Source organism: Pseudomonas sp. 10B238, assembly GCF_000970615.1.
Lineage (GTDB): Bacteria > Pseudomonadota > Gammaproteobacteria > Pseudomonadales > Pseudomonadaceae > Stutzerimonas.
This window is the reverse complement of record NZ_KQ033935.1, coordinates 1-21,617: the sequence shown is the minus strand read 5'-3', so window position 1 is coordinate 21,617 and position 21,617 is coordinate 1. Positions and strand designations below refer to the sequence as shown.

Genomic DNA, 21,617 nt, shown 5'->3' with positions numbered 1-21,617 from the left:
TTGGGAAGACTTGCGATCAAGCATGTGGTTTATCCCGACGCTGATCGTAGTCGGGGCCGTCGTCCTTGCTGTGGCAATGATCGAGATGAATCGCTCGGCAACCGCTGGCCGCGCCTCTTCGGGGCCGGGGCGGAAGGCTCGCGCGGGCTGCTCTCGACCATCGCCGGCTCGATGATCACAGTGGCCGGCGTCACCTTTTCGATCACGATCGTCTCCTTTACCCTGGCGTCGAGTCAGTACACATCGCGAATTTTGCGGAACTTCATGCGGGACCGGGCCAACCAGACGGTCCTGGGCGTCTTCCTGGGCGTCTTCGCCTATTGCCTCGTGGTGCTGCGGACGATCCGCAGCGGTGACGAAGGCGCGTTCGTCCCGGGGCTGGCGGTGTTTGTCGCCGTGCTGCTGGCCTTCGTGGGCATCGGGTTCCTTATGTTCTTCATTCATCACATCGCCCGCTCGCTCCAGGCGACGAGCATCATCGAGTCGGTGGCCACGGAGACGCTCGAGGCCGTCGATCGCTTGTTCCCCGCCCAGGTTGGTGAAGCCGCCGTCGGGCGTGCGGGCGAGGAGCAGGAGGGAGCGCTCGCGTCCCAGACATGGGCGACCATCCCGGCCCGGAAGACCGGGTACATTCAGGAGATTGACGCCGATGCCTTGTTCAACTTTGCGAGGGAACTGGGCGTGGTCGTGCGAATGGAAAAAGGAATCGGCGAGTTCGTCATCGAAGCCTGCCCGCTCGCGTCGGTGTCCGGCAAGCCACCGGACGACGAGATGATCCTAAATCTGAACGCGGCCTACTCCATGGGCCAATACCGGACGGTGATTCAGGACGCGGGCTACGGCATCCGGCAGATCGTGGATGTCGCGCTCAAGGCGCTGTCGCCGAGCACCAACGACACCACGACCGCGATCAATTGCATTGATTACCTTGCATCGATCCTCGCCCGGCTCGCCGCCCGCCCGAGCGAATCGCCTTTTCGCTCCGAGGGGGGACAGTTGCGTGTCATCAGCCGCGGGCCGACATTCTCGGGCCTGTTGGCCGAGGCCTTCGACCAAATCCGCCAGAACGCCGAAGGCAACGTCGCCGTCCTGGCGCGCCTCCATCAGGTTCTTGCGACCATCGCCGGGCGGACCTCCGATGAACAGCGGCGTGACGCGCTCCGCCAACAGGCCGCCCTGATCGCCGAAACAGCCGAGCGCAGCGTCCCATCAGCCCACGATCGCGGCACGATTCAGGCGGCCCAGGCAGGGTACGCCGAACCAGGCGCTGCAGCAGACGGCGGGGCATGATTCGTTTTTTCCAGACCATAGCTCATATCGGTGCCCCGCCGCTGCTGAGCTTGGGCGTTATACAACACGGCCTAAACATGAGTGAATTTGAGATCAAAATACTAACTCCAGAAACCTGGGAGTTATACAAATCAGCCAGGCTGAATTCTTTAAAGGAATCACCTGATTCTTTTGGCTCAATTTATAATCAGGAAGCCGTATTGTCAGATGCGGAATGGAAATCACGTTTAGATCTTAAATCTCGTGATATTGATGCTTTGCCATTAATCGCAGAACATAAGGGTCAGCCCGTAGGTATTGCTTGGGGCTTTATACATAAGCCGAACTTGCAAGTCGCGCACATCTATCAAATGTGGGTCTCGCCAGAGCTGAGGGGTAAAGGCATAGCAAAATCCCTTCTGCTTGAAATTAAATCATGGGCTTTAGGCAGAGGGTGCAGTCTTATGGCACTTAGCGTCACAACAAGCAACGAAGCGGCAGTCAACTTCTATAAGTCATTTGGCTTTGTCGCTGCAGGACAGCTTGAAGAGTTGAGAGCTGACTCACCACTGTTGGTTCAGCCCATGACTATAGAGTTGAACAGCGCCGTATAACAACAAAAGGGGACAGATTTATTTATTCGGCCCTTTTCCCGTCCGCTAACTCCGTTATCTGTTTTAACCGCTGCACGAATCACCGTGAAAACCCAATGGCTCATCGCTGCCCCGTCCAGAGGTAGCCCGGACCTGGCGCGTGGAAAAGGCTCCGCCGTTTTCCACCCTACGTGATGCCAAGGCCCGGCGGAGCAGGCGAGGGTCGTGGCGTAGGGTGGACAACGCTTCGCTTGTCCACGCGCTACTGCCTGATGGCAACGCCTAGGAAAAAGGGACAGATTTATCCTCCGCTGATATTTGCCGGGTCGCCTATGTCCTACCTTCGCGGCCCGCTCGCATAATCACAAGGTGACATGACATGAACCACGCCTTTTCTGTCCTCCCCCAAAGCTTCGTGATTGCACAGTTGGAGCGGGATGCTGAACTGCCGAACGCGGTTTTGGCGTCACCAGGCTTTATGTCGATCACCCGGACGGATGATGAGCTTTCGATTGTCTGCGCTGAGGGTGCCGCAACCGGTTTAGCCCGAGTGGACAGCGGTTGGCGCGTGATCAAGGTGCAGGGTCCGTTCGCCTTTGATCAGACGGGTGTCCTGGCCGCCTTCCTTGTCCCGCTCGCGGCTGCCGCTATCGGCATTTTCGCGGTGAGCACGTTCGATACCGACTACATATTGGTCAAGTCAATGAATCTTGAAAATGCCGTGGAGGTCCTGAAGGAAGCGGGTCACCGCCTCTTGGGCTGATAACTCGCAGTAGGGAAAGCGAACGGTTATTTACCTTTCAGTTAGTTAGCTTCATAACACCCTGTCACTTTCTTCGACGTAGCCGCTCAATCCCTCAAGGCGTGAACCCATGCAGCTAACGACACTGCTCATCCCAACTTATTCCCAAATGCTCAAAACCCTCGCAGGCTGGCTAAAGAAGGCGCAGGCCCATCTACCGGAAGCAGAGGCGCAAGCACTGTTATCCGCACGTTTGGCGCCCGACATGTACCCGCTGTCGACTCAGGTTCGCTTTGCCTGTGTGCAGGCGCGAGAAGCCGTGTGCCGTCTGAGAGGAGAGGCGTTCCCGCCTGCTATCAACGAGCTACTGAACGAGGGACGTCACTCTGTCAAAAGCCCCGGATCGCTCGCTGATGCTCATGCCCGAATCGATGAGACGGTCGCGTTGCTCGACGGCCTCGCAGCCGATGCGCTCGATGTAGATGGGTATAAGCCCATCGCCCATGAACTCCCGAACGGGATGGTCTTGGATCTGACCGCAGACCAATACGCCCGTGACTGGACGCTGGGCCAGTTCTACTTCCACGTCATGACCGCGTATTCGATATTGCGCAAAGAAGGAATCAATCTCGGCAAGGCGGATTATGTGGCGCACTTGCTGCCCTATGTGCGTCCGGAAACGATTCCGAAGGGCTAGCAAAGTTGCTGGGACGTGGCGCGTGGAAAAGGCTCCGCCGTTTTCCACCCTACGCAGCGTCCGGGCTTCGGCAGAGCAGGCGGGTGAAGTAGCGTGGACAACGCTTTGCTTGTCCACCCGAGACCCACCGCTTTCTGCCGAGGGCGCTGTAAAGCGCTATGCGAACTCTGGACGCTCAAGCCTTAAAAACGCCATGAGCTCGCTTTTCTTGGCCATGGCGTCCTGGTAACCCAGTTCGATCAGCTCGCTGCAGTAGCCGGGTTCGAACAACAGATAACTCAACAGCCCACCGCCACCTTCGCGCGTGCCGCCGGGGCCGCGCAAGAACAGTCTCAGGGCTGCAGGCAGCTCTTGCCGATGGCGGGCGGCGATCTTGTCCAGCGGTTGGCTGGGCGAAATCACCAGCACCTCGATGGGCGTCAGGCCGTAGGCGCGCTTGCGCTGTTCGATAGGCACCAGTTTCCCCAGTAGATTTAGGCGCTCCAGCAGCTCGATATCACTCTCGACGTTGTCGATGAAGGTACTGTTGAGCATGTGCCCGGCGATTTGCGCCAGGCTCGGGATGGTGCCTGTCGGCCTTGGTGTTGGCGCAGTCTTGGTCTGGTCATCTATCGGGTTGCCACTGACCCCGACCACCAGTACACGTGTAGCGCCCAGATGGAGGGCGGGGCTGATCGGTGCGGTCTGGCGTACCGCGCCATCACCAAAATACTCGCGGTTGATCTTGACCGGCTCAAAGATCAGCGGAATGGCAGAGCTGGCCAGCAAATGGGGAATAGCCAGGCGGGTCGGCACACCCACCCGACGATGGCGGAGCCATGGGTCAATGGCGCCATGGCCGTGATAGAAGGTCACCGCCTCGGCCGACTCGTAGCCGAATGCCGTCACCGCTATCGCGCGCAGTTGCCGATGGCGCATTGCCGCGGCGATTCCCGAGAAATCCAGTTCGCGTTCGAGCAGCCTGGCCAGTGGCGAACTGTCGAGCAGCGCAACGGGCACTTGCTTGCCAATACCGAGCACGCTGTGGCCAATGAAACGGCTGGCTTGGTGCAACACACCCGGCCAGTCGCTGCGGTACACCTGATCGGTATGAATACTGCGCCACACGTTGCTCAGCCGCCGCACCGCCTCGCAAAAGTGCAGGGCGCCACACGCCAGGCTGACGGCATTGATCGCACCCGCCGAGGTGCCGACGATCACGGGGAACGGGTTGCGTGAAGAATCGGGCAGCAGATCGGCAATCGCGGAAAGCACGCCAACCTGATACGCCGCTCGTGCGCCACCGCCCGAGAGAATGAGCCCAGTGGTACCTGGGTTGGTTGCAGTGTCCTCGGTCATCAATGATTCCAGTTCGGGGTTTTCGGTAGAGCTAGGGCTCGCACATGACAACGAAGAACAGATTACTGAAAAAGGGGGGCAGTCACCCGCCGGCGAAGGCAGTAAACGTAGGGTGGGCTTTAGCCCACCGGAGGGGAGGGGTTTGACGGTGGGCTGAAGCCCACCCTACGAGTACGTGCGTGGCTGACCAATATTTGTGAACCTGAACTGAATAGCCCAGCCATTCCCACTCACCCGGTGCGCTTCGAACCGTTCCGTATGCTTGCCGTATCATGCCCGCCCCGTAGCCGCTTCTGACCTCCACCCTATGACCTCCCTCGAACTCATCGCCTCCGCCCTCGGTGTGCTCGCCGTCTGGCTTACCGTCCGCCAGAACCCGCTGTGCTGGCCCATCGGGTTGGTGATGGTGTCGCTCTACGCCTGGTTCTTTTTCGAGGTGCGGTTGTATTCGCAGGTGCTGCTCAACGGGGTGTTTGCGGCCATGCAGGTTTATGGGTGGTGGCAGTGGACGCGGGGCAGCGGCAGTGAAGGCGGTCGGCCGGTGGTGGGCGCGACGGCCCTGGAGGTCGGCGTTGGGCTTGTTGTCGCGGTGCTGGGGAGTGTCGGGCTGGGTGTGCTGATGGCGACCGCTACCGAAGCGGCCTATCCCTGGCCAGATGCAACGCTCACCGCCTTTAGCCTGCTGGCGCAGCTGTGGATGGCGCTCAAGCGCTGGCAGTGCTGGGTGCTGTGGATCGTGGTGGACACGCTTTACGTGGCCTTCTTTGTCTTTCAGGAATACTGGCTCACCGCAGGGCTGTATGGGTTGTTCACGTTGCTGGCGGTGATGGGCCTGCGCGAATGGCGGCAGGCGAGAACGGCGGTTCATGAACACGCGGCGCCCGCAGACAGTTAACGATGTAGGGTGGGCTTTTAGCCCACCGGAACGGTGTTGGGCCGAGGGTGGTGGGCTGAAGCCCACCCTACGGATAAGGGCCAGCGGCCCCGGTGTCGTAGACCTGGTGAACAGGCTCAACTAGTCCCAGCCTGGTTGGCGCACTTTAAGCTCTTCTTGCGTGCGTAAATTGGCAGGTCTGTCCACTTTCGGCACGAGGCTCATTTCCGACCAGGGTGCCGCCAGGCACTTCGGATGCTGCTACGCTGCATCAGCAAAACCCGCGTTTCAGAGCGCCTCGACCCACGTCCAGGTAGACCCCGGTGGCCGCTCTCAAAGATCGGCATCGCCCCTGTCAGCAACAACCCCGCCCATTCGCCAACAGCAGACCGTGCCCCATGTTGTTCAGCCGTTTCGAAAACCTGATCGATGTCTTCAAGCCCAGCCCGGACGTGGAGCCGCCCGCCGGCATGCTGCGGTTCTATGCCCACTACCTGAAGCAGGTCTGGCCGTTGATGGCGGCGGTGCTGGTGATCGGCTTCTTCGCGGCGTTGATCGAGGTAGCGCTGTTCAGCTTCCTTGGCCAGTTGATCGACATGGCCCAGACAACCGATGACGCACGGACCTTCTTCACCGAGCACCGCAACGCGCTGCTGTGGATGGCGGTGGTGGCGCTGATTATCCGGCCTCTGGTATTCGGCCTGCACAATCTGCTGACCCATCAGGCGATCAACCCCGGGCTGACCAATCTGGTCCGCTGGCAGAACCACCGCTATGTGCTCAAGCAGAGCCTGAATTTTTTCCAGAACGACTTTGCCGGGCGCATCGCCCAGCGCGTGATGCAGACCGGCCCCTCGCTGCGCGATTCGGCCATGCAGGTGATCGATGCGCTCTGGCATGTGGTGGTCTATGCCGGCAGTGCGCTGTACCTGTTCGCCGCCGCCGATCTACGCCTGATCGTGCCGCTGGTGCTATGGATCATCGGCTACACGGCGGCGCTCTGGTACTTCGTGCCGCGGATCAAGGCGCGCTCGGCGGCCGCTTCCGCGGCGCGTTCGAAAGTCATGGGCCGCGTGGTGGACGGCTACAGCAACGTCGCCACGCTCAAGCTGTTCGCGCACTCCAAGGAAGAGGAAAGCTACGCCCGCGAGGCCATGCAGGAGCTGCTCGGCAAGTTCCAGCTGCAGTCGCGCATCATCACCAGCCTGGATTTCCTGATCACCTGCATGAACGGCCTGCTGATCGTCGGCACCGGCGCGCTGGCGCTGTGGCTGTGGAGCGAGGCGCTGATCAGCACCGGCGCCATCGCCCTGGCGCTGGGCCTGGTGATCCGCATCAACAACATGGCCGAGTGGATCATGTGGGTGGTCAACGGCATCTTCGAGAACGTCGGCACCGTGCAGGATGGTATGCAGACCATCGTCCAGCCGCGTCACGTGGTCGACCGCGAAGACGCCAAGCCGCTGAAGGTGGAGCAGGGCGGCGTGCGCTTCGAGGACGTACATTTTCACTACGGCAAGAAGGGCGGCGTAATCAGCGGCCTGACGGTCGACATTCGCCCAGGCGAGAAAATCGGCTTGGTCGGGCCGTCCGGCGCGGGCAAGTCGACGCTGGTCAACCTGCTGCTGCGCCTCTATGACCTGGAAAGCGGGCGCATCCTGATCGACGGGCAAAATGTCGCCGAGGTCAGCCAGGAAAGCCTGCGCGCCAACATCGGCATGGTCACGCAGGACACCTCGCTGCTGCACCGGTCGATCCGCGACAACCTGCGCTACGGCAGGCCCGATGCCACCGATGAACAGCTCTGGGCGGCGGCGCGAAAGGCCCGCGCGGATGGCTTTATCACCACGCTGGACGACAGCCAGGGCGGCGTAGGCTTCGAGGCCAAGGTCGGTGAACGGGGCGTCAAACTCTCCGGGGGCCAGCGCCAGCGCATCGCCATCGCCCGCGTGCTGCTCAAGGACGCGCCGATTCTGGTGCTGGACGAAGCCACCTCAGCGCTGGATTCGGAAGTCGAAGCGGCGATTCAAGAGAGCCTCGACACGTTGATGGAGGGCAAGACGGTGATCGCCATCGCGCACCGGCTGTCGACCATCGCGCGCATGGATCGCCTGGTAGTGATCGACGAGGGCCGGGTGATCGAGACCGGAACCCACGCCGAGCTGATCGAGCGCGGCGGCCTTTATGCGCGTCTGTGGCAGCACCAGACCGGTGGCTTCGTTGGGGTCGATTGAAGTGAGCACAAGGATGGGCATGCAATGAAAGTGCTGGTACTGACGGGAGCCGAATCCACCGGCAAGAGCTGGCTGGCTGCACGCTTGCAGCAGCGCTTCAGTGGTGTGGTGGTGGGTGAGTACGTCCGCCATTTCATCGACAGCGAGCAGCGTGAGACCAGCCTGGACGACATCCCAGCCATCGCCCGCGGCCAGCTCATGTGGGAAGACGCCGCGCGGGGCAAGACGCCTGGCCTGCTGATCCTCGACACGCACCTGCTGAGCAACATGCTTTGGAGCCAGACGCTGTTCGGCAGTTGCCCGCCATGGCTGGAAGACGAGCTGCTCGCGCGTCGTTACGACCACCATCTGTTGCTGTCGCCCGAAGGCGCCGAGTGGCACGCCGACGGCCAGCGCTGCCAACCTGAGGTTGCACAACGTTGGGGTTTCCATGAGGCCTGCCGCAGCTGGCTCGAGCGCCACCGTCAGCCATTCGTGGAGATCGCTGGGGACTGGGCCAGCCGCGAGGAGCAGGCGATTGCTCAGGTCCAGGCGCTACTGGAACGGTGATGCATAAACCGCACGCGCGAGTGAAGCGGCTGTCATCTTTCAACTGTTTGAGCAGATGATTCCAAGCCCGGATAGGACAGGTCCGTTTGGTTAACCCGCTTACCGGAGATTGCTATGAATATTTTCCTGACCTCTTCATTCGCGGACGTCGCTGATTTGTTCGTCGCCTTCACCCAAGGCGAGTGCCGGGGCAAGCGGGTTACGTTGATTCCTACCGCAAGCCTTGCTGAGGAAGTGAATGCCTACCTGATCGCGGCCAAGGGTGCGCTGGTTGAAGCGGGCCTGGTAATCGATGAACTCGAAGTGTCGGCCGCCAGCCAGCAAGACATCGTCGAAAAGCTCGAACGTAACGACTACATCTATGTGGCAGGCGGCAACACCTTCTTTCTGCTGCAGGAGCTGAAGCGCACCGGCGCGGACAAGCTGATCGCCGAGCAGGTCAGGGCAGGCAAGTGCTACATCGGCGAGTCCGCCGGTTCCGCCGTGCTCGCTCCGAGCATCGAGTACCTGCAGAGGCTGGATGACCCCAGCGCCGCGCCCGATCTCGAATCGTTTGCGTCGCTCGCATTGATCGATTTCTACCCGCTGCCGCATTACGGAAACCCGCCGTTCAGGGAAGCAGTCGAGCAGGTATTGATCGAGTACCGCGATACCCTGGACCTTCGCCCGTTCAGCAATAATCAGGCGATCGCCATCGCGGGCAATGAGGTCGATATCCAGACGAGCGCGAAGCCCCTCTGAGTAAAGGGCTGCGCGATGATCCCTGTTGGCCGGGTTCGTATGCCCGGTTCGAACGGGCAGCGGTGCGGGGCGATTTATTTGTCGTGTGGGCCATGGTGCACTAGCTAGTCGACGCCGCAGCGATCTGATGGCCATGTAGCTGCCGTAAGTGGACGTGTGGCGTTCCAAGCATGCCAAGGTTTGGCTGATACCTACTCACCGAACGAGCCGCTGAGCCCTGCGTTACCCGCCCAGTCCTGTGCTTGAAGGCCTTTCTCGACGTACCGGTTGAAACTTGAATAGGGCCAGTCGGCGACCTGTTCTATCAGCCCGTGCTTGGCCGGGTTGTAGTGGATGTAATCAACGTGTCGCTGCAAATCCGTTTCGTTCCGAATCTGATGCTCCCGGTAGCGTCGCTGCCAGATGCCTTTCTCACGCTTGCGCATCTGGCTCGCGTTGCGAGGTACGGCCGGAAGTTGTCGAGAGAAGGTGCTCTTGAGCAGGCCCCAGCGGGCAGCAAAGTCGGCGTCGTGGTTCGGGAGTGTCCAGATAGCGTGTAGGTGATCCGGCAGGATGCAGATGGCGAGGGTTTGGAAAGCACGGGTGTGGTGGGTCAGGCGATAGGCCTGTCGGAGCAGTGCGATTTGTTCTACCAGCAAGCGAGATTGGCGGTCGGCCAGGGTCACGGTGAAAAACCATGTGCCGCCAGGTACCAGACTGCGGCGGTAGTTGGACATGGAGGCCTCCTTGCCTTCACGAGATGTATGTCGACGCCGTTGCGCTTTTGTCGATTGACTGGATGCTTGCCGGGCGACGGTGGGCTGAAGCCCACCCTACGGGCGTGGGGTTCCGGCATCAGCTTTACGTAACGGAGTAGATCAAATTGTAGGGTGGGCTTTAGCCCACCGATTGGTAGCCGGTCGCGCCCTGAGGGCCTACCCTACGGCGCAGCATGGTTATCGGGCAACGGTGGGCTTTAGCCCACCGATTGGTAACTGAACCGCGCCCTGACGACCAACCCTACAGCGCAGCATGGGTCACCGGGAACGGTGGGCTGAAGCCCACCCTACGGGCGTGGGGTTCCGGCATCGGCTTGCGTAACGGAGTGGATGAAATTGTAGGGTGGGCTTTAGCCCACCGATTGGTAGCTGGGCGCGCCCTGAGGGCCAACCCTACGGCACAGCATGGGTCACCGGGAACGGTGGGCTGAAGCCCACCCTACGGCACTCAAGAAGTTTTGTTGCCCGCGTTCTCACCCTGTCGATCCCGCAGCATGGCGTGCTGGAGCCTGTACAGGCGCGCTGCTAGAGTGCCGCCGCTTGCCAACCATCGGCTGACAGGACGTCTGCCCAGCCGCCGCACAGGATGTTTCCATGAAAAAACTCGTACTTGCCGTTGCCGTGCCGCTGGCACTCGTCGGCGCCGCTACCCTTTACACCAGCACCCAGGTTGAATCGACTACCCGCGATGCCGTCGAGCAGGCCAATATCCAGCTGCGCGAGATAAGCGTTGGGGCCGGAGCCGAGGTAGCCATCAAAATGCTCAGTTTCGAAAGCGGCCTGCTGTCCAGCAACGCCCGCTATCAGGTCGACATCGAGGCCCAGGACACTGACGGCGAGCCACGGCAGTTCACTGTGCTGCTGCAAGACCGCATCGAGCACGGCCCCTTTCCGGTGTCGCGCCTGACCCGCGGACAGTTGATGCCGGTTGCCGCCCAGAGCCATTTCCGCCTCGAGCGGTCAGCGCAGACTGAAGCGCTGTTCGAGGCCGCCGCCGGTGAAAACCCGCTGGTCGGCGATGTCGCCTTCGGCTATGACGGCAGTCAACAAGGCGCGCTGCGCTCGGCCCCCCTCAATCTTGAGAGCGAAGACGGCACGGTTCGCGTTGCGGCCGGCACCGTGAACTTCGAAGTGGCCGACGAAACCACGACCGTGCGCCTGGAAGGTCAGCTGCCGGAAATCGACATGAACCTGCAACGCCGTGACGATGGCAAGCCGGTGCAGGTGAAGCTAAGCGGTATCGGCATGACCGTCGACAAGCACGACTACGTCAACGGGTTCGGCCAAGGCCCCTCGGCCATCACGCTTGAACGCATGGAAATCCAGACCGACGACAATCCCGCCGTGGTCATCAAGAACGCCTCCATTGAAGAAGCGTCGAGTCGAAGCAGCGACGGCTTCGACCAGTCGATCGCCTACCGCGTCGGCGAGGTGGGGGCCAACGGTCGGTCTATCCGCAACCTGACGCTCGCCCTCAGCCTGCGCAACCTGGATGAAGGCAGCCTCAAGGCGCTGGTGGAAAGTTACAAGCAGATCCTCGACAGCGCGGCCACCCCGCAGGAGGCACTCGACAACATCACCGACGCACAGCAGCAGGAGCTACAGGCGCTCGCCCTGCAGTTGCTGGAGCACAAGCCCACCGTGGCGCTCGACGAGTTCGGCTTCGAGACCGCTAACGGTGCGGCCCGGCTGTCCGTGGTGGCCGACCTGCAGGGCCCGAGCGCGGAAGCCTTTACCCCCGATGCGATGATCATCAGCATGCTGGCGTCGCTCAAAGCCGAAGCCGGTATCGATAAAGCCCTGGTTCGCGACGTTGCCAGCCTGATCGCTCAGCGCGAACCGCAGTACAGCGCCGACCCGGCTGCGTTGCAGCAGCAGGCAGATCTGACGACCGAGTTGTTCAGCGGTATGGCACTCGGTGCGGGCTGGTTCCAGCTGCAAGGTGATCGCCTGGTCAGCTCGCTGCATTACGCCGACAACAAGGTGACCTTGAACGGCCAAGATATGACCGTTCAGGAATTCATCGGCTTTGCCTTCGGCTCGGTACTGGGCGCCGGCCTGCTCGGCCAGTAAGCACCGGTCACACATGAAAAAGGCGACCCTTGGGTCGCCTTTTTCATGCGCTGATTGCGCACTACGATCTGAGTTCTCGCCGTGCTAGTCGCTCAATCAGTCGCGCGTCTTGATGCGTGCGCAGTCAGCGGCAGCCTCACGGTAAAAGTAGTGCCTAGCTCGGCGCTTGATTCGACGACGATAGTTCCCTTGTGTGCCGCTACGATCTCGCTGGCGATAAAAAGCCCCAGGCCCAGCCCTGAGTGCGGGCCGTGTTCACCTGCAGCGTACTGAGAATGACGGCTCATAGGATTGAAGATGTCTGCGATTGCATCCTTGGCAATGGGTTCGCCCTGGTTATGCACTGTGAACACCGCATGCGCCTGCTCGACATGCATACCTACCCTGATGGCTCCAGTCTTGCTGCCATGGTGGACCGCGTTGCTGATCATGTTGGAGAACACCTGTTCCATGCGCGCTGCGTCGAACAAGCCAATCAGGTTTCCACTGGTGTCATAGAAAATCTGGCGTTCTAGGTTGTAGGCCCGCACTTCCTCCACCATGCCTTCGCACACCTCCGCCAGGTTGACCTCGATCTGGTGCACCGGGATGCCCGATCCGCTCTGTGAGCGAGTGAAATCGAGCAAGTCAGTGACGATCTTGTTGGCTCGTTTGGCACTGGTGTAAATCCGCGAGGCGAGCATCGTGGGCTTAGCGCTCAGATTGTCGGCCAGAAGCAACACTTCGGCACCGAGCTGTATGGCGCCCAAGGGGGTGCGTAGATCGTGTCCGAGAATGCCTAGAAAGACATTGCGCGTGCTGGTCACCGTCCGTGAGTAGCTGGCAACGGATTCGGCAAGCGACTGGTCGATGGCCTCGTTGAAGCGCGTCATATCCTCGACCTCGAAGTCCGTGCCACTCTTTATTTCCTGCAACCACTTTCGCAGCACGCTGGAGCGCAGAGCTCGGTATTCGGAGACCATTTCGTTGATGCTGAAGCCCGCGTCATGGCGCAGGATGGCGTGGGTTTCCGCCGCCGTTTTGCCGTCGCCCTTGTTTGCCTTACCGATGGATTTATCAACCTGCTCGGTCGCCGACTGACGGGTGCGAAGGTCCTCGGCGATGGTCCTTAGCATCTGCTCGGCATGGTCGCGCAGGGCGTCAACGTCCATTTGTGGAGAGGTGCTAGGGATGGTTTTGGCGAAGTCTTCCCACGACTGGAGAATGGGCTCGAGGTTATCGAGGATGAAGTCGGCAAGACGCATGGGGCTGCTCCGCAACAAAGGTGGACGCCGCACAACGTAAATCGATAACCGAGAGGCTTCTCGCATCCCAGCTTGTCACGCAGTGACCAAAGCGAATAAGTGACGCAAGTGAAGGGTTCCCGTGTGCACTCGCCAGCCTGGGCGTGGTGCTCTTGGACCGCTTCGCTGCGGGTGACGGTGCCGCTACCAGCAAAATGGGGACGGAAAAAGGGGACAGTGGAATATCTGTCCCCTTTGGTCACCGCTAGTTCAATCAGTCCACCCGCTGAATACGCCCCTCGACCGCTGCGGTAAATGGCTGCGGCAATGCTTCGATGTAGTCCACCAGCGCATCCAGATCCACCGGGCCGACGACGCGATTCTTGCCTTCGGTGAGCACGGTGAAGTTGTCGCCGCCGCCGGCGAGGAAGGAGTTGACCGTTACGCGGTAGGTCGCCGCCGGGTTGATCAGCGCACCGGTGGCATCGCGCATCTCGATCACGCGGTTGCCCACGGGGCGGCTGGCGGACCAGCTGTATTGAATGCCGGAAGGCTTGAGCAGGCGTGCGTAGCTCTGGCCGAGCCACTGTTGTTCGAGCAGGGTCTTGATCTGCGCGCCGGTCAGGTCCATGGAAACCAGATCGTTGGCGAACGGCTGGATGGCGAACAGCTCGCCCCAGGTCACTTCACCGCTGTCCAGATCCGCGCGAATACCGCCCGGGTTCATAAAGCTGATTTGCGCATCGGTGGCCACGCGTTGGGCATCGGCGATCAGGTTACCCAAGGCCGATTCACCAGCCGGTGTTTCAGTGCGGGTGAGGCCATTTTGTGCAAGCCCCACCACGCGCGCGACCAGGGGTTCGACCCGAGCGTCGGCCTGCGCCACCAGCGCGGCGACTTGCGGGTCTGGCGAAAGACCGGCGCCCTGGTCGGCCCAGGTGGTCATCACAGCGGCGGACTTTTCGACGATGTCGCGGCTGCGGCGGCTGACCTGGAGCTGGATGTCGGCATAGGCGGTGCCGGCCGAGAAGGCCTGAGTCACCAGGATCGGTTTGCCGTTGGCATTGGGCACCAGCGCGTTGGTAAAGCCATGCGCGTGGCCGGAAATCACCACGTCTACTTCGTCATCCAGTCGCTCGATGATGTCGACTACCGGGCCGGTGACAGTGTCGGCTTCTGGGTTGGTCGGGCCGTCATAGCTGGTCTGCCGGCCACCCTGGTGCAGCGCGACGACAATCGCGCGTACACCGTGTCGGCGCAGCTCGGCCACGGACTGGTTGATAGCGTCTGCCTCGTCGACGAAACGCAGCCCGGCGACGCCGGAAGGCGAGACGATGGTTGGCGTCTCCTTGAGCACGGCGCCGATCACGCCGATGCGCACGCCGCCGGTGTAGTAGATGGAGTAGGGCGGCAGCAGAGGTTCGCCGGTGGCCCGATCGATGACGTTGCTCGACACCGTGGGGTAGCGCGCACCCTTCCATTGGTCTTCGAGGAAAGGCCCCTTGGCGTGGTTGCCGCCGGTGAGCTGGCGAAGCAGCTCCGTCCTGCCGTTATCGAACTCGTGGTTGCCGAGGGTGCCGATCAGGTTGCAGCGTTGCTGGGCGAAGGGCTGCGCATTGCGCGGCATGTCCAGCTGGCGGCTGAACGGCCGACAGTGCGGGTTGGCCAGCAGGTTGAAGAAGCTGATCGAGGGTTCGTCGCGCAACAGGGCGGAGTTGGGTGGCGAGGCGCCGACCTGGTCACCGTCATGCACGATCAGCGTGTATTCGCCGCTGGCCGATTTCAGGTAGGAAGCGAGCACCGCCGCGCCACCGGCAGGCCGGCCGGCGACGTTGCGCGGGGACAGTTGGCCGTGGAAGTCGTTGATGCTGAGGAGGTTGACCGACACCACCGGCTCGACCCGCCAGTCGGGCGCGCGCCAGCTGCGACGCTCACTGGCGCGCTGTCTGGCGCTCAGGCCTTCCAACTGCTGCTCGCGATAATCCTGTTCGATGGAGCCGTGCTCGGGCAGTGCCTGAGCCTGAGCCAGCGCCGGGCCGGCAAGGCCAATCAGGCTTGCCGCTAACAGCCAATCCAGTGCGCGCGTATGCATTGTTGTGTCCTCGGTGCGGTGGAGTCCGACCGAAACTAGAAAGCGCGCGTGGCAGGTTGATGACTGCTTTTTGGCGTTTTCGCGAGAGGCGACGTGCGGTCTGTTCAGTGCCGGCAGGCTCAGGGAGACCGCGCCCGGCGGGATGCCTGCTCTGAATGTCGCGAGGTGACGCACGTATCCGTGACCGCGCCGTATCGATGCGCTTTTGCTATCGTGGCGGCCAGTTCGCCGAGGCTGGCTGTTGCTCGGCAAACCCATCCACACAGCTCGATGGCCGGACGTTCGGCCTCGCAACCGTTTAGGTGTCGCCTTTGCTACACAATGCTGCCCGCCGACCGGCTCGTCTCATTCCGCTCGCCTTTCTCATCGCGACCTTGCTGGGCACGGCGCTGCTGTCGCTTCCGGCGGCCACGGCCGGGCCTGGTCAGGCACCGCTGNACCGCCGTATCGGCGGTCTGTGTGACGGGGCTCATCGTGCAGGACACGGCTGTGTATTGGTCGTTTTTCGGGCAATGCGTGATTCTGCTGCTGTTCCAGATCGGCGGCTTCGGCATCATGAGTGGCGCGACGCTGCTCGGCCTGATGGTCAAGCGACGGCTGCAGTTGAGCAGCCGTCTGGTCGCGCAGCAGGAGACACGCTCGCTCGGGCTCGGGGACGTCACGGGCGTGTTGCGGCTGATCCTGCTGGTTACCTTGAGCGTCGAACTGGTCGTGACGGCGATCCTCACCCTGCATTTTCGCCTGAGCTATGACCTGACCTGGTCCAAGGCACTCTGGGACGGGCTTTTCCATGCGGTATCGGCGTTCAACAACGCCGGCTTTTCGACCTATTCCGACAGCCTGATGAGCTTCGCCACGGACCCGGTGGTACTGGTGCCGGTCATGCTGGCGGTGATCATCGGCGGTCTGGGCTTTCCCGTGCTCTACGAGTTCCGCCGCGACCAGCGCGGCAGGCCCTGGACCATCCATACGCGCATCACGCTGTGGGGTTCGGCGGTGCTGCTGTTCGGCGGCATGGTGGCGATCCTGTTCTACGAGTGGAGCAACCCGGCCACGCTTGCCGGCATGAGCCTGGGCGACAAGCTGCTATCGGCGCTGTTCAGCTCGGCAGTGGCGCGCACGGCGGGCTTCAACAGCCTGGACGTCGGCCAGTTCGAGGCGCAGACGCTGGCCGTGCATTACTTCCTGATGTTCGTCGGCGGCGGCAGCGCGGGCACCGCGGGCGGAATCAAGGTGACGACCTTCTTCCTGCTGTTCTTCTTCATCTGGGCCGAGATTCGGGGCAACGCCGACACCGTGGCTTTCCGCCGCCGCATCTCTTATGCGACGCAGCGCCAGGCGCTGACCGTGCTGTTCCTCGGTTCGCTCACCGTGGCCATCGGCACCATGATCCTGCTCAGCGTGACGCGGCTGGAGCTGGGCGTCGTGCTGTTCGAAGTCATTTCCGCGTTCGCCACGGTCGGTCTGTCGACCGGCATCACGGCGGACCTGCCACCGTCCGGTCAGCTGGTGATCATCGCGCTGATGTTCATCGGCCGGGTCGGCACCATTACCCTGGCCACGGCCCTTGCGCTGCGCAGCGTGACCAAACACTACCGCTACCCGGAGGAGCGCCCCATTGTTGGATAACCTGTTCGGCAAGACATTCGAGAACGACAGCGTCGCCGTCATCGGCCTGGGGCGATTCGGTTCGGCCGTCGCCGACTCGCTTACGTCCATGGGGCACGAAGTGCTGGGCATCGACAGCAACAGCGCGAACGTCCAGCAATGGGTGGATCGCCTGACCCACGTGGCCCAGGCCGACTCGACCGACGTCCGCGCGTTGCGTCAGCTGGGCGTCGATCAGTTCCGCCATGTGGTGGTGAGCATCGGTACCGATCTCGAGGCCAGCGTATTGACCGTGCTCGCGCTGCAGGAGCTGGGCGTGCCGGACATCTGGGCCAAGGCCCTGAGCAAGCGCCACGGGTTGATCCTCGAGCGCACCGGCGCCCATCACGTCGTCTACCCGGAAACGTCAATGGGCGAGCGTGTGGCCCATCTGGTCACCGGCAAGATGTTCGAGTTCATCGAGTTCGACGACGGCTTCGCCATCGCTTCGACCCACGCCCCGAAGCGTATCCACGACAAGACACTCGCTGACTCCGGGGTGCATACGCATTACGGCGTGACCATCGTCGGGGTGAAACGGACCCATGAAGACTTCATCTACGCCAAGCCAGAAACCCTGATACACCCAGGTGACATTCTCATCGTGGCGGGCGAAACCAAGCGGGTGGAAAAGTTTGCCGCGGCAAAGGGCTAGCCGCGCGGCCGCTGCGGCTAGCTGACCGCTCGGAGCTGAACATGAACGGCTGATGCCCTATCCCGGTCGCACATAAGAGCAATCGGGAGGCACACGCATGACCACTCTGAGCAATGTTCTATGGGGCGCTCTGGCGCTCGGCCTGGTAACCGGGATGCGCAGCACGCTGGCGCCCACCATGACCAGTCGGGCACTGGCTGCGCAGGACGATATCGACGCCGCAGACGAGCCGGCGCGCACCCTGGCCTCGCACCGCGCACAGCAATTTCTGCTGCCCATGGCGACGGGCGAACTGCTGGGCGACAAGATGCCCTTTGCACCGGACAGGACCATCCTGCCGTCGATGATGTTTCGCGCCCTGTCGGGCGGGGTGACTGCTGCGGCGCTGGCCAGCGCACGGCGACAGCCGATATGGCTTCCGGCATTGGTTGGCGCAACGGCCGCGCTGGTTGCGTCGAAGGTCGGGCTCGCCTTGCGCAAACCCTATCAGGCCAATCCTTATGTCAATGCCGCGCTGGGGCTGACGGAAGATTGCGTGGCGCTGGCAATCGGTAGCGCCGGGCTGCGGTGCGCGCTGGGCAAGCGCTAAGGGTAGGTGGGGCGGCTCGCTAAAGCCGGTTGAAAACACACGGGCCGCATGCCGCGGCCCGTGATCGCTCAGCGGTCGGCGTACTACCGCTTGATCACGCACACCCGGTCTGTGCAGGTGCCGGCGTGGGTGGCGTCCAGGCTTTCCGTTGCGTCGCGGGTACCGACGGTTTCGCCAGCCAGGCCGCCGCCAGTCGGGGAGGCGGTGCCGGTGTTTTCCGGGTAGTCCGTACCGGCCCGTTTGGCCGCAGTGCCCACGTCGTAGCGCCCGGTATCGCCGGAGCCGGTGTGGGTGTCGGTCCCGTGGCCGGTACTCGCTGTACCCGTTGTGCCGGTAACCGGAGCAGCCGTATCGCGGGTTCCGGTTGAATGGCTCTCTGTCCCGGCTGCATGGCTGGTGGACCCTGCAAAATGCTTGTCCAGGTGGCTGTCACCGCCGGTGGCGCCGGCATAGGGACTGGTTGGACCGGCATAGCCAGGGGTCGAACTTGCACCGGCGCCGTTGTCGTCGATATTGAGCGCGCCGTTGTACTCCAGCGCGTCACGTGCGCGGATCAGCTGATCCTCGTCGTACACGTCGACGGCGATCACCAGCGAGCCGCGGCGCACGGCTTCTGGATATGCCGTGGCGTGGCGACGGTGTTCTTCATGCGGCTCATGGCCGAACAACGACTTGAAGAAGTGCGCGACTTTAGACTCGTGATGTTCGCGGTCGACGGTTTCGCTAGTGGTGGAATAGGGCGCGTCGTAGGCATGGATTTCCGCGCGGTCGGCGCCTACGGAATGAATCTGTTCTCTGGCGATGCCCCGCGACATCAGGTCACCCTGGGTGCGGTTGGCATCGGTCAGCGTCGCGAACGCTGCTACTAATGTGTGTTTCATGGTTCACCTCGCGTTGTGTTGAACAACTGGTGGGTAGTCGAGCGCTGCGCTGTCAGTACCGCATGACACGTATGGGTGCGGGTAACCACGGCAGCCTGCTGCTTGATCGGCTGCAACAAGAGCAACGCTCATTGATATTGGGTCGGGACGTACCGCTATAGTTCAGATCAGCGGTCGGAAACTCGGCCGACCTGGCTTGCGTAGGCGATGGCGGCTCAAGGCGAGATGGGCGTTTGGTTGAGGATGACGGCGCTTGATGACGGCCGTCAGCGCTGCCCATGACGGCGAACGCAGGGGACGGCAGCTGCAGTGTTGCGTCGGCAGGAAGGCGGGTGCGGGGTGGGGCTTCGCTGGTGTGTTCGAAGGCCGGTCAGTTTGCTTGACCGGCCGCGTGGCTTAGTCCAGGTCCGACGCGTCGTGGCGTTCCGGCGCCTGTTCGGACTCATCGCCCCAGGTGCGATTGACCTTGCGTCCGCGAATCACCCCCGGCCGCTCGGCCACTTCAGCGGCCCAGCGCTGTACGTGCTTGTAGTCCTGCACCGAGAGGAATTCACCGGCCTCGTACAGCTCACCGCGGGCCAGCACGCCGTACCAGGGCCAGATGGCCATGTCGGCGATGGTGTATTCGTCGCCAGCGATGTAGCGGTTGTCGGCCAGCTGGCGGTCCAGTACGTCGAGTTGGCGCTTGACCTCCATGGCGTAGCGGTTGATCGGGTACTCGTACTTTTCCGGCGCATAGGCATAGAAATGCCCGAAGCCGCCGCCGAGGAAGGGCGCCGAGCCCATCTGCCAGAACAACCAGTTCAGGGTTTCGGTCCGTGCGCGGGTTTCGGTCGGCAGGAAGGCGCCGAATTTCTCGGCGAGGTACACCAGGATCGAGCCGGACTCGAACACCCGCAGCGGTTCGCCTTCGACGCTGTGGTCGGCGAGTGCAGGAATCTTGGAGTTCGGATTGATCTCGACAAAGCCGCTGCCGAACTGGTCGCCATCACCGATCTTGATCAGCCAGGCGTCGTATTCCGCGCCGCTATGACCGAGGGCGAGCAGCTCTTCGAGCATGATCGAGACCTTCACCCCGTTGGGTGTGGCCAGCGAATACAGCTGCAGGGGATGCTTGCCCACCGGCAGCGCCTTCTCTTCCCGCGCTCCGGCGGTAGGGGCGTTGATGCTGGCAAACTTGCCGCCCGAGGGCGCGTCGTGGGTCCAGACTTTTGGCGGTACGTAAGGGGTGTCAGGCATGGGCAATCTCCTCGAGTGGGTTGAACCGGGGATGTGCACAGCATCCTACGCGTTTGGACGGCAGGGTCGAAATCAAGCGGGTTGATAGTGGGCATCAACGATGCGCAGGCGTGCGCGATCTTTAGATTGGCAGGGCTGGCGGTCCCTGGCTAAACGGGACTAGTGATCGCCAGCAAGCTGGCTGCTACAGCGGTCTATCGAGGCGACAGTGGCGAGTCAGGACTCTCGGAACTGCGGCAGGTCGTGTTTGGTCAGCGGCAACCGGACGATAAAGATCGTGCCTTGCTCGGCATTGGATTCGACATGAATGGTGCCCTGGTGGGCGGCCACGATCTCGCTGGCAATATAGAGCCCCAGGCCTAGCCCTGAGTGAGGACCATGCTCACCCGCGGCGTACTGGGAGTGGCGGCTCATGGGGTTGAAGATGTCAGCAATTGCCTCCTCCGCAATCGGCTCGCCCTGGTTGTGCACGGAAAACACCGCATGCGCCTGTTCGGGGTGCAAGGACACCCTGATCTGTGACGTAGCGCTGCCGTGCTGCACAGCGTTGCCGATCAGATTGGAAAAAACCTGCTCCATCCGCGAGGCGTCGAACAGCCCGGTCAGATTTCCGCTGGTCTCGCAGAGGATGTTGCGGTCCGGGTGATAGGCCAGCACTTCTTCGGCCATGCCTTCGCACACTGCTGCCAGATTGGTTTCCGCCCGGTGCACCGGAAGACCTGCACCGCTCTGCGAACGGGTGAAATCGAGCAGGTCATTGACGATCTTGTTGGCACGTTTGACGCTGGTATAAATGCGCGACGCCAACATGGTCGGCTTGGCCCCGAGGCTGCCGTCGAGCAACAGCACTTCCGCACCCAGCTGAATCGCGCCCAGAGGCGTGCGCAAATCGTGTCCAAGGATGCCCAGAAAGATATTGCGCGTGCCGTTGACCGTTTGTGAGTAGCTGGCCACGGACTCGGCGAGCGCTTGGTCGATGGCCTCGTTGAAGCGGGTCATGTCCTCGACTTCGAAGTCGGTGCCTGACTTGATTGCCTGCAACCACTTGCTCAGTACGCTGGAGCGCAGGGCGCGGTACTCGGACACCATTTCATCGATGCTGAAGCCGGCGTCATGACGCAACACGGCGTGAGTGTGCGCCGCCGTTTCACCGATGCTCTTGTGGGATTTGCCAATGGATTTGGTGAACTGCTGGGCTTTGGACTGGCTGGTGCTCAGGTCCTCGGCAATCGTTCGCAGCATCTGCTCGGCATGGTCCCGTAGGGCTTCGGTGTCCATGGAGCGGGATCCCAGAATGGTTCTGGCGAAGTCTTCCCACGACTGGAGAATGGGCTCGAGGTTATCGAGAATGAAATTGGCAAGGCGCATCGGGCTGCTCCGCAAGGTTGGACGCCGCTAAGCTCACCTGGACAACGGTGGCGTC

General features: G+C 62.0%; 19 protein-coding genes. 12 read left to right on the top strand and 7 right to left on the bottom strand.

Annotated elements, in window-relative coordinates; translation table 11 throughout:
• Positions 1–24: 24 nt before the first annotated feature.
• From RT21_RS14360 to RT21_RS14345, 4 genes are all read left to right on the top strand, one after another.
• Positions 25–1,290 carry a DUF2254 domain-containing protein gene (locus RT21_RS14360; RefSeq protein WP_218186913.1) on the top strand — a complete coding sequence of 422 codons (1,266 nt, stop codon included), beginning with the start codon at positions 25–27 and terminating at the stop codon, positions 1,288–1,290.
• Positions 1,287–1,883 (top strand): GNAT family N-acetyltransferase, encoded by a 597-nt coding sequence (locus RT21_RS14355; protein WP_046163246.1) that lies wholly within the window; start codon positions 1,287–1,289, stop codon positions 1,881–1,883. Before RT21_RS14360 ends, RT21_RS14355 begins: the two co-directional genes overlap by 4 nt.
• A 358-nt stretch (positions 1,884–2,241) precedes the next feature.
• Positions 2,242–2,625, top strand: coding sequence for an ACT domain-containing protein (locus RT21_RS14350; protein WP_046163245.1), 384 nt, complete (start codon positions 2,242–2,244; stop codon positions 2,623–2,625).
• A 109-nt stretch (positions 2,626–2,734) separates the two neighbouring features.
• On the top strand, positions 2,735–3,301 hold the full coding sequence (locus RT21_RS14345; RefSeq protein WP_082082163.1) for a DUF1993 domain-containing protein: 567 nt from the start codon (positions 2,735–2,737) through the stop codon (positions 3,299–3,301).
• Between the two features lie 156 nt (positions 3,302–3,457).
• On the opposite strand, the gene RT21_RS14340 is transcribed toward RT21_RS14345, so the two are convergent.
• Positions 3,458–4,639 carry a patatin-like phospholipase family protein gene (locus tag RT21_RS14340; protein ID WP_046163244.1) on the bottom strand — a complete coding sequence of 394 codons (1,182 nt, stop codon included), beginning with the start codon at positions 4,637–4,639 and terminating at the stop codon, positions 3,458–3,460.
• Between the two features lie 307 nt (positions 4,640–4,946).
• Here RT21_RS14340 and pnuC point away from each other — a divergent pair, with 307 nt between their 5' ends.
• From pnuC to RT21_RS14320, 4 genes are all read left to right on the top strand, one after another.
• Complete coding sequence (gene pnuC, locus RT21_RS14335) at positions 4,947–5,534, top strand: nicotinamide riboside transporter PnuC (protein ID WP_046163243.1); 588 nt, start codon at positions 4,947–4,949, stop codon at positions 5,532–5,534.
• A 377-nt stretch (positions 5,535–5,911) separates the two neighbouring features.
• Positions 5,912–7,747, top strand: a complete 1,836-nt coding sequence (locus tag RT21_RS14330) for an ABC transporter ATP-binding protein (protein WP_046163242.1) — start codon at positions 5,912–5,914, stop codon at positions 7,745–7,747.
• A 24-nt stretch (positions 7,748–7,771) separates the two neighbouring features.
• Positions 7,772–8,296, top strand: a complete 525-nt coding sequence (locus RT21_RS14325) for an AAA family ATPase (RefSeq protein WP_046163241.1) — start codon at positions 7,772–7,774, stop codon at positions 8,294–8,296.
• 114 nt (positions 8,297–8,410) lie between these two features.
• Positions 8,411–9,037 (top strand): Type 1 glutamine amidotransferase-like domain-containing protein, encoded by a 627-nt coding sequence (locus RT21_RS14320; protein WP_046163240.1) that lies wholly within the window; start codon positions 8,411–8,413, stop codon positions 9,035–9,037.
• 191 nt (positions 9,038–9,228) lie between these two features.
• Here the strand turns inward: RT21_RS14320 and RT21_RS14315 are convergent, their stop codons facing one another.
• Positions 9,229–9,753, bottom strand: coding sequence for an REP-associated tyrosine transposase (locus tag RT21_RS14315; RefSeq protein WP_046163239.1), 525 nt, complete (start codon positions 9,751–9,753; stop codon positions 9,229–9,231).
• A 636-nt stretch (positions 9,754–10,389) separates the two neighbouring features.
• Here RT21_RS14315 and RT21_RS14310 point away from each other — a divergent pair.
• Positions 10,390–11,868 (top strand): YdgA family protein, encoded by a 1,479-nt coding sequence (locus tag RT21_RS14310; RefSeq protein ID WP_046163238.1) that lies wholly within the window; start codon positions 10,390–10,392, stop codon positions 11,866–11,868.
• 92 nt (positions 11,869–11,960) lie between these two features.
• On the opposite strand, the gene RT21_RS14305 is transcribed toward RT21_RS14310, so the two are convergent.
• Both RT21_RS14305 and RT21_RS14300 read right to left on the bottom strand, forming a co-directional pair.
• The gene (locus tag RT21_RS14305; RefSeq protein ID WP_046163237.1) at positions 11,961–13,112 is read right to left on the bottom strand and encodes a sensor histidine kinase; all 1,152 of its coding nucleotides are present in this window, start codon (positions 13,110–13,112) and stop codon (positions 11,961–11,963) included.
• 253 nt (positions 13,113–13,365) lie between these two features.
• Positions 13,366–15,183, bottom strand: a complete 1,818-nt coding sequence (locus tag RT21_RS14300; RefSeq protein WP_046163236.1) for a bifunctional metallophosphatase/5'-nucleotidase — start codon at positions 15,181–15,183, stop codon at positions 13,366–13,368.
• 438 nt (positions 15,184–15,621) lie between these two features.
• On the opposite strand from RT21_RS14300, the gene RT21_RS14295 reads away from it, so the two are divergent.
• From RT21_RS14295 to RT21_RS14285, 3 genes are all read left to right on the top strand, one after another.
• The coding region (locus tag RT21_RS14295; protein WP_218186912.1) for a TrkH family potassium uptake protein at positions 15,622–16,812 on the top strand (1,191 nt) is incomplete at its 5' end.
• The gene (locus tag RT21_RS14290) at positions 16,802–17,485 is read left to right on the top strand and encodes a potassium channel family protein (RefSeq protein WP_081262857.1); all 684 of its coding nucleotides are present in this window, start codon (positions 16,802–16,804) and stop codon (positions 17,483–17,485) included. The genes RT21_RS14295 and RT21_RS14290, both read left to right, overlap by 11 nt.
• Before the next feature lie 97 nt (positions 17,486–17,582).
• Positions 17,583–18,074, top strand: coding sequence for a DUF4126 family protein (locus RT21_RS14285; RefSeq protein ID WP_046163235.1), 492 nt, complete (start codon positions 17,583–17,585; stop codon positions 18,072–18,074).
• A gap of 83 nt (positions 18,075–18,157) precedes the next feature.
• Here the strand turns inward: RT21_RS14285 and RT21_RS14280 are convergent, their stop codons facing one another.
• From RT21_RS14280 to RT21_RS14270, 3 genes are all read right to left on the bottom strand, one after another.
• Entirely contained in the window at positions 18,158–18,955 is a 798-nt protein-coding gene (locus RT21_RS14280; RefSeq protein ID WP_046163234.1) for a hypothetical protein, read from the bottom strand.
• Between the two features lie 396 nt (positions 18,956–19,351).
• Entirely contained in the window at positions 19,352–20,194 is an 843-nt protein-coding gene (yghU, locus tag RT21_RS14275; RefSeq protein WP_046163233.1) for a glutathione-dependent disulfide-bond oxidoreductase, read from the bottom strand.
• A gap of 216 nt (positions 20,195–20,410) precedes the next feature.
• Positions 20,411–21,562, bottom strand: coding sequence for a sensor histidine kinase (locus RT21_RS14270; protein WP_046163232.1), 1,152 nt, complete (start codon positions 21,560–21,562; stop codon positions 20,411–20,413).
• Positions 21,563–21,617: the final 55 nt, after the last annotated feature.

Coding starts and splice junctions, on each gene's coding strand:
- RT21_RS14355 (WP_046163246.1), top strand. CDS start 1,287: ATGATTCGTTTTTTCCAGACCATAGCTCATATCGGTGCCCCGCCGCTG.
- RT21_RS14350 (WP_046163245.1), top strand. CDS start 2,242: ATGAACCACGCCTTTTCTGTCCTCCCCCAAAGCTTCGTGATTGCACAG.
- RT21_RS14345 (WP_082082163.1), top strand. CDS start 2,735: ATGCAGCTAACGACACTGCTCATCCCAACTTATTCCCAAATGCTCAAA.
- RT21_RS14340 (WP_046163244.1), bottom strand. CDS start 4,639: ATGACCGAGGACACTGCAACCAACCCAGGTACCACTGGGCTCATTCTC.
- pnuC (WP_046163243.1), top strand. CDS start 4,947: ATGACCTCCCTCGAACTCATCGCCTCCGCCCTCGGTGTGCTCGCCGTC.
- RT21_RS14330 (WP_046163242.1), top strand. CDS start 5,912: ATGTTGTTCAGCCGTTTCGAAAACCTGATCGATGTCTTCAAGCCCAGC.
- RT21_RS14325 (WP_046163241.1), top strand. CDS start 7,772: ATGAAAGTGCTGGTACTGACGGGAGCCGAATCCACCGGCAAGAGCTGG.
- RT21_RS14320 (WP_046163240.1), top strand. CDS start 8,411: ATGAATATTTTCCTGACCTCTTCATTCGCGGACGTCGCTGATTTGTTC.
- RT21_RS14315 (WP_046163239.1), bottom strand. CDS start 9,753: ATGTCCAACTACCGCCGCAGTCTGGTACCTGGCGGCACATGGTTTTTC.
- RT21_RS14310 (WP_046163238.1), top strand. CDS start 10,390: ATGAAAAAACTCGTACTTGCCGTTGCCGTGCCGCTGGCACTCGTCGGC.
- RT21_RS14305 (WP_046163237.1), bottom strand. CDS start 13,112: ATGCGTCTTGCCGACTTCATCCTCGATAACCTCGAGCCCATTCTCCAG.
- RT21_RS14300 (WP_046163236.1), bottom strand. CDS start 15,183: ATGCATACGCGCGCACTGGATTGGCTGTTAGCGGCAAGCCTGATTGGC.
- RT21_RS14285 (WP_046163235.1), top strand. CDS start 17,583: ATGACCACTCTGAGCAATGTTCTATGGGGCGCTCTGGCGCTCGGCCTG.
- RT21_RS14280 (WP_046163234.1), bottom strand. CDS start 18,955: ATGAAACACACATTAGTAGCAGCGTTCGCGACGCTGACCGATGCCAAC.
- yghU (WP_046163233.1), bottom strand. CDS start 20,194: ATGCCTGACACCCCTTACGTACCGCCAAAAGTCTGGACCCACGACGCG.
- RT21_RS14270 (WP_046163232.1), bottom strand. CDS start 21,562: ATGCGCCTTGCCAATTTCATTCTCGATAACCTCGAGCCCATTCTCCAG.